General features: G+C 62.0%; 4 protein-coding genes. 3 read left to right on the top strand and 1 reads right to left on the bottom strand.

Features of this window, described 5'->3' with window-relative positions:
* Positions 1–204: 204 nt before the first annotated feature.
* Positions 205–399: a hypothetical protein gene (locus ACZYOF_RS41590; protein WP_463719375.1), complete on the bottom strand. Its 195-nt coding sequence runs from the start codon at positions 397–399 to the stop codon at positions 205–207.
* 95 nt (positions 400–494) lie between these two features.
* Between ACZYOF_RS41590 and ACZYOF_RS41585 the strand changes: the two genes are divergently transcribed.
* From ACZYOF_RS41585 to torA, 3 genes are read left to right on the top strand one after another with little or no spacing between them, the layout of a single operon-like run.
* Positions 495–2,321: a c-type cytochrome gene (locus ACZYOF_RS41585; protein WP_463719374.1), complete on the top strand. Its 1,827-nt coding sequence runs from the start codon at positions 495–497 to the stop codon at positions 2,319–2,321.
* Positions 2,318–3,004: a TorD/DmsD family molecular chaperone gene (locus ACZYOF_RS41580; protein WP_282531021.1), complete on the top strand. Its 687-nt coding sequence runs from the start codon at positions 2,318–2,320 to the stop codon at positions 3,002–3,004. The genes ACZYOF_RS41585 and ACZYOF_RS41580 overlap by 4 nt, the downstream gene beginning before the upstream one ends.
* 9 nt (positions 3,005–3,013) lie before the next feature.
* Positions 3,014–5,524, top strand: coding sequence for a trimethylamine-N-oxide reductase TorA (torA, locus tag ACZYOF_RS41575; protein WP_463719373.1), 2,511 nt, complete (start codon positions 3,014–3,016; stop codon positions 5,522–5,524).
* The last annotated feature ends 280 nt before the right edge of the window (positions 5,525–5,804 follow it).

Raw genomic sequence — 5,804 nt, 5'->3', positions numbered from 1 at the left:
ACATCTTCGCCTTCATCGAAGGCTTCTACAATCGAACGAGGCTCCATTCCGCCATCGGATATGTCGCGCCGATCGAGATGGAGCTAAAAGCTGCTTAAACCCGTCCACTTTTTCGGGGGAAGATCACGCAGCGAAACCCATCGATTCCGCCGCGAAGAAGATGATGGGTTTCGCTTCGCTCTACCCATCCTACAAATCTACACCTCACCCGCCGAGATAAGCCTTCTGCACCTGCGGGTCCTGCGCCAGCGCCGCGGCGGTGCCTGACAGCACGCTCCTGCCCACCTGCAGCACAGTGGCGAAATCGGAGACTTCCAGCGCGAGCTCGATCGATTGATCCGCGAGCAGGATCGTGAGGCCTTCACGATCCAGCAGACCTCCTCCCGCGCGGCGACGCAACGTTCACAGAGAGCAATTGTCGGGTGTTTTGAACGAGACCGTCTCGGGCGCTGAGATTTTTCCGCAAACGCTAACGCTTCTCAAAAGCTGATCTCTTGTCTGCGCTCGATCGACGCACCGATCGTCAGCATACTTATCGATTGACGTGCATCAAAGCCGGCCGCCTTGCCGCGGCGTTAGACTGCCAAGACTTCGAGCATGATGATGAAACGCAATGGCGCGTTCAACAACCGAAGAAGGCCCGCCCGCTCCGGGCGAGAAGTGAAATGCCAACTCCCAAAAATTTTTCGCCGAAGAAACGAAAGCTGGTAGCTGGAGTCGTGGGGCTAGCCGCATTCGGAGGGGTGGGATTTTTCGCTTTCACCTCGCCCTGGCTCTGGTCGGCGACGCACCCCGCCCGCGATGTCGCCGACGGGGGTCCAGCCAACCTCGAAAACGGCAAGCTTATGTTCATCGCGGGCGATTGCGCGACCTGTCACGCAACGACGAATCAGAAGGATCATCTGAAGCTGGGCGGCGGCCGGGCGCTCGACACCGCGTTCGGCCGGTTCTACATGCCGAATATCTCGCCCGACCCGAAGGATGGCATCGGCAACTGGACGCTGGCCCAGTTCACCAAGGCGGTGCGCGAAGGTGTCGGCCCTGCCGACGTGATGCCGGACGGGAAGAATCTCTATCCTGCCTTCCCCTACACCTCGTACCAGCGCATGAGCGCCAACGATGTGCGCGACATGTTCGCCTACATCAAGACGCTCGAGCCCTTGCCCGGCAAAGCGCCCGACCACGACTTGAAATTCCCCTACAGCCTGCGCCGAGGCATCGGCGTGTGGCGCTTGGCGTTCCTCGACGGTCGGCCGATCGAGAATCAGTCTGTCGCCACCAAGCCCGCCACCAACGCAAGTGCGCAGCATGAGCTGGTTGCGCGCGGGCGCTATCTGGTCGAGGCTGCCGGGCACTGCGCCGAGTGCCACTCTCCCCGTGCCTTCACCGGCGCGATCAAGGCCGGCATGCATTACGGCGGCGGCCCCACGCCTGATGGCAAGGGATATTTTCCGAACATCAGCCAGGACGAGACCGGCATCAAGTTCTGGGCCGCGAATTCCGTCGTGAACTACCTCAAGTCTGGCATCAGTCCACTCAACAAGACAGCGGGTGGCGACATGGCGGAGGTGATCGCGAACACGTCGCAGCTGCCGATCAATGAACTGCGGGCGATGGCGGCCTATCTGAAGACCGCGCCGGGTGTCGACAAGCCAGCGCCGGGCCAGCCCGAACCGAACTTGACTCCGCAGATCGTCATGATCCCGCTGCAGCAACATAACGTGGTGCTGCCGATCTCGGATGCCACGGCTGTCGGCAAGGCGGATTCGGTCTATGTCGTGAATACCAAGCCGTTCCACCTGGACGAGGCGGGCTTTGGCACCAAGGGGGGAGAGGCCGGAAAGCTGCTGGCCACAGCCCGCCTGAAGGTTCTTGAGCGCAAGAACAACCTGCTGAAGGTGAAGCTGGAGGGATGGCAGGTCGACGGCGTGCAGTCGGCGATCTTCGGCATGCAGGGCCAGCGGATGATGGTCGGTGTGCTCGACGAGGCCGCGATCGAGAAGTTGGAGCGCGGCCAGAAGGTGGCGTCTCAGTCGGGCCCGGCCTGGTCTCCCGTGAGCCTGACCGTCTGGATCGACAACACCGGGCTCAATACCGGTCTCGCCGATATGTGGAGCTACTCGTCCAGTCTGTACAACAGCTCATGCGGCACCTGCCACTCTCTGCCTGAGCCGCATCACTATCTGGCCAACCAGTGGATCGGTAATCTCGGTGCGATGCGTCGCTATACGTCGCTGACCACGGATCAGTACCGGTTGCTGCTCGGATATTTGCAGAACCACGCGCAGGACGTACACGCTGCAGAGGCCTCGGCGAAATGAGCGTGCTTCGTTCGCAGAACGTCCCCCGGTCACACACGGTCACGGCGGGCGTGGTCAATCAAGGCGATCTGCTCGGCCAGGCCATGGTGGCGGATTGGTTCAGTCGGCTCATCCTGCGTCCCTTGGACAAGGAGGCTGTATTGGCCAATCGCTTCGAGGACATGCTCGAGTTCATCGCGGATCTCGGCGATGAGCTGGGCATGGAAGCGGCGGCCCAGGCGATCATGGCGTTCTTGCGCGAGCATGCGCCGGAAGAGATCGAGAAGCGTCTCGGGCACGTCTACGTCGTGCTTTTCGAAGGCGTTTCCGGGCCGGAGGCGGTGTCTTTGTACGAGCGCTCCTATGCCGGGGAAACCCGACGCCAGTTCCAGACACCGCTCGTCGAAATGCTCTCCGTCCTCCGGGAGCTCGATGCATCCGTTGGCGCGGAGTGCCGCGAGCCCCCCGATCATCTGGCGATCGAGTTGGGCATCCTGGCCGAAGCCTTGCGGCAGGGCAACCACGCGCTCAGCCGTCATATGGCCAGGCGCCTGTCAAGGTGGGTCCCGGCAGTGAAGCATGCCGTGTCCCGGACGACACGTTCTGAATTCTACGGCGCTGTGTTCGCGCTGATCGACGCTTTCGTGTCCGGCCTTGCCTCGTCCCTCGGCGGGGATTGGGCGGAAGCCGAAGATTATTATTAGGAGACCGCGATGTCTGAGGTTCTTTCCTTCACTGCAAACACCGGCGTCAGCCGCCGTTCCTTCCTTAAGAGCTCCGCTCTGTTCGCTGCCCTCGGCGCCTCGGGAGGCTCCCTGCTGAGCCGCGGTGCGGCGGCTGAGCCGTCAAGCAAGACGATCCTGTCGGCGTCTCACTGGGGTGTGTTCCGGGGACATGTTGCCCATGGCCAGCTCGAGAAAGTGATCCCCTGGGAAGGTGATCCGCATCCCAACGTCATGCTGCAGGGCATGATGAATTCGATCTATTCCCCGAGCCGTATCAAATATCCGATGGTGCGGCGGGCGTGGCTCGAACAAGGCCCGGGCGCCGATCCCGCTGGGCGTGGCACGGGCGATTTCGTCCGGGTGAGTTGGGACAAGGCGCTCGATCTCGTTGCCGGCGAGCTTGACCGTGTGCGCACGAAGTATGGGCACAGCGCGATCTATGGCGGATCCTACGGGTGGAAGAGCGTAGGGAAGGTTCACAGCTGCCGCGTGCTGCTGTGGCGGCTGCTGAAGATGGGTGGCGGCTTCACCGGTTCAATCGGCAATTACTCGAACGGCGCCGCGTCGGTCATCCTGCCCCACGTCATCGGCTCGGTGGGCGTGGTCAATCAATGCTCCACATGGTCGAATGTCGCGAAGAACTCGAAGATCCTGGTGCTTTGGGGCAGCAACCCCATGATCACCAGCCAGATCGGCTGGATCGTGCCGGATCATGGCGTGTTCCAGGGACTGGAAGAGGTCAAGAAGGCCGGCGTCCGGGTCGTCTGCATCGACCCGATCCGCACGGAAACCTGTCAGTACCTCAATGGCGAGTGGATCGCGCCACGGCCGCAGACCGATGTCGCAATGATGCTCGGCATGGCCCATACGCTGTATGTGGAGGGCCTGCACGACAAGGACTTCATGAAAAAATACACGTCGGGCTTCGAGAAGTTCCTGCCCTATCTGCTGGGACAGACGGACGGCACGCCAAAAACGGCGGACTGGGCGTCCGCCATCTGCGGCATCGATGCGGCGACAATCAAGGATTTGGCCCGCAGCTTCGCCAAGAACCGCACCATGATGGCCCTGGGCTGGTCGACGCAGCGGCAGCATCATGGCGAGCAGCCGCCATGGATGTTCGTGACGCTGGCGGCCATGCTCGGTCAGATCGGTCTGCCGGGCGGCGGCTTCGGGCTCGCCTATCACTACAGCGCCGGCAATCCAACCCATACTGCGCCGAGCCTGCCGGGCATGACGGACAGCCCCGCGAGCTCACCTGTGAATCTGCCTCCCGGTTGTTCCCGCGGTTCCACGAGCTCCTACTGCCTCGGCGGGGCGGCCTCGTCGATTCCGGTCTCCCGGGTGGTCGACATGCTGCTCAATCCGGGCAAGACGATCCAGTTCAACGGCTCGAAAGTCACGTATCCGGACATCAAGCTTGCCTATTGGGCGGGCGGCAATCCGTTCATGCATCATCAAAACCGCAACGAGATGGTCAAAGCGTGGAAGAAGATCGAGACGTTCATCGTCCATGACTTCCAATGGACGCCGACGGCGCGCTTCGCGGATATCGTGTTGCCGGTCACCACGTCGTACGAACGCAACGACATCGAGCAAGTCGGCGATTACGCGCTCAGCCACATCGTGCCGATGAAGAAGCTGATCGAGCCGATGTACGAGGCGCGCAGCGACTACGACATCTTCGCCGACCTCGCCGACCGCATCGGCAAGCGGTACGACTACACGGAAGGTCTGACGGAAATGGACTGGATCCGGAATTTCTATGAGTCAGCTCGCCTGGAAGCCCGGGCGAAGGGCATGGAGATGCCGGTCTTCGACGTGTTCTGGAATCACAACGAGCCATTGGCCTTTCCGCTGAAGGAGGCGCAGAAGGACTACGTCCAATACGCCGACTTCCGCGCGGATCCGCTGCTGAACGCGTTGGGCACACAGTCGGGCAAGATCGAGATCTTCTCGAACAATATCGCGAAGATGGGTTACGACGACTGCCCGCCCCACCCGACGTGGATGGAGCCGGTCGAGCGTCTGGATGGGCCGACGACGAAGTATCCGCTGCACATAGCCTCGAATCATCCGATCTACCGCCTGCACTCGCAGCTTTGCGGCACCAGCCTGCGCGAGACATACGCGGTGTCGGGGCGCGAACCCTGCTGGATGAGCCCGAAGGATGCCGCCGCGCGCGGCCTGAAGGACGGCGATGTGGCACGGGCGTTTAACGACCGCGGACAGATCCTGGTCGGGATCAAGGTCACCGATGAGATCCGGCCTGGCGTGATCCGTATCAGCGAAGGTGGCTGGTACGATCCGGTTGACCCGCGCGAACCCGGCACCCTCTGCCGCTATGGCGATGTCAATGTGCTCACCGTGAGCGAGGCGACATCGAAACTGGCTCAAGCCACCAGTGCTCAGACGGCGGTGGTCGAAGTCGAGAAGTACAAGGCTGCTATTCCCACGGTGGCAGTCTTCAGCGAGCCCGTGCGTCAGAAGGCCGGCTGAGAGGCGGCCAGGCTCGATGCAGAGCCTGTCATCGGGCCGCGCTTCGCGCGGACCCGGTGGCATCGCCCGGAATGACGACAGTGAGTTTGGAGCCCGTAGGATGGGTAGAGCGCAGAGACTGGGCAAGATTTTTTCCGCCCCGATTACAGGGCCCAGGCGAATGCCGGGCGGATTTTGGCTCGGAGACGCGGCCTGCAGGTTTGGAGCCGGTCGACGATGACGGCGAGGACGGTGACAAGCAAGATCGTCCAGTTTGGACGGCGCTTGGCCAGATAGGCCA

The organism is Bradyrhizobium sp. LeoA1Lang (genome assembly GCF_055413685.1).
This window is presented reverse-complemented; position numbering and strand designations above follow the sequence as displayed.